Source organism: Streptomyces millisiae (assembly GCF_031845425.1).
Lineage (GTDB): Bacteria > Actinomycetota > Actinomycetes > Streptomycetales > Streptomycetaceae > Streptomyces > Streptomyces millisiae.
This window is the reverse complement of record NZ_JAVREM010000419.1, coordinates 1-387: the sequence shown is the minus strand read 5'-3', so window position 1 is coordinate 387 and position 387 is coordinate 1. Positions and strand designations below refer to the sequence as shown.

The following is a 387-nucleotide window of genomic DNA, read 5'->3' as shown; positions in this document are numbered from 1 at the left end:
GCCAGGGCCACACCCTGTGCTCGATGATCGCGCCCGACTCGTTCGTCCTCGACGACGTCGACGGTCACGCGTCACCGGTTTCCGATGTGGTGCCGGCAGATCAGGCGGACGCGGTGCGCGAGGCCGCGCACTCCTGCCCCGAGCAAGCCATCGTCATCGAAGATTGACGCAGACCGAAAGGCCAAGGGAGACAACGCCGTGAGTGTCGACAGCGATGAGCCGCGTGCGCGAAGAGCAGAACGCGATGTCACGACCGACGACGACCGTAAGAAGAACAACTATCACTTCGACCGGCACACCCCGGAATATCGGGAGCAGTTCGAGAAGATCACCGAGGAGATGCAGTCCAAGTGCCCGATGGCGTGGACTGACGCCTACAACGGGCAC

1 protein-coding gene and 1 pseudogene are annotated in these 387 nt (G+C 63.0%); both read left to right on the top strand.

Features of this window, described 5'->3' with window-relative positions; genetic code table 11:
• Nucleotides 1-14: 14 nt before the first annotated feature.
• On the top strand, nucleotides 15-167 hold the full coding sequence (locus RNC47_RS37370) for a ferredoxin (protein ID WP_234940575.1): 153 nt from the start codon (nucleotides 15-17) through the stop codon (nucleotides 165-167).
• Nucleotides 168-198: 31 nt separating this feature from the next.
• Nucleotides 199-387: pseudogene (locus RNC47_RS37365) on the top strand (hypothetical protein); the annotation flags it as partial.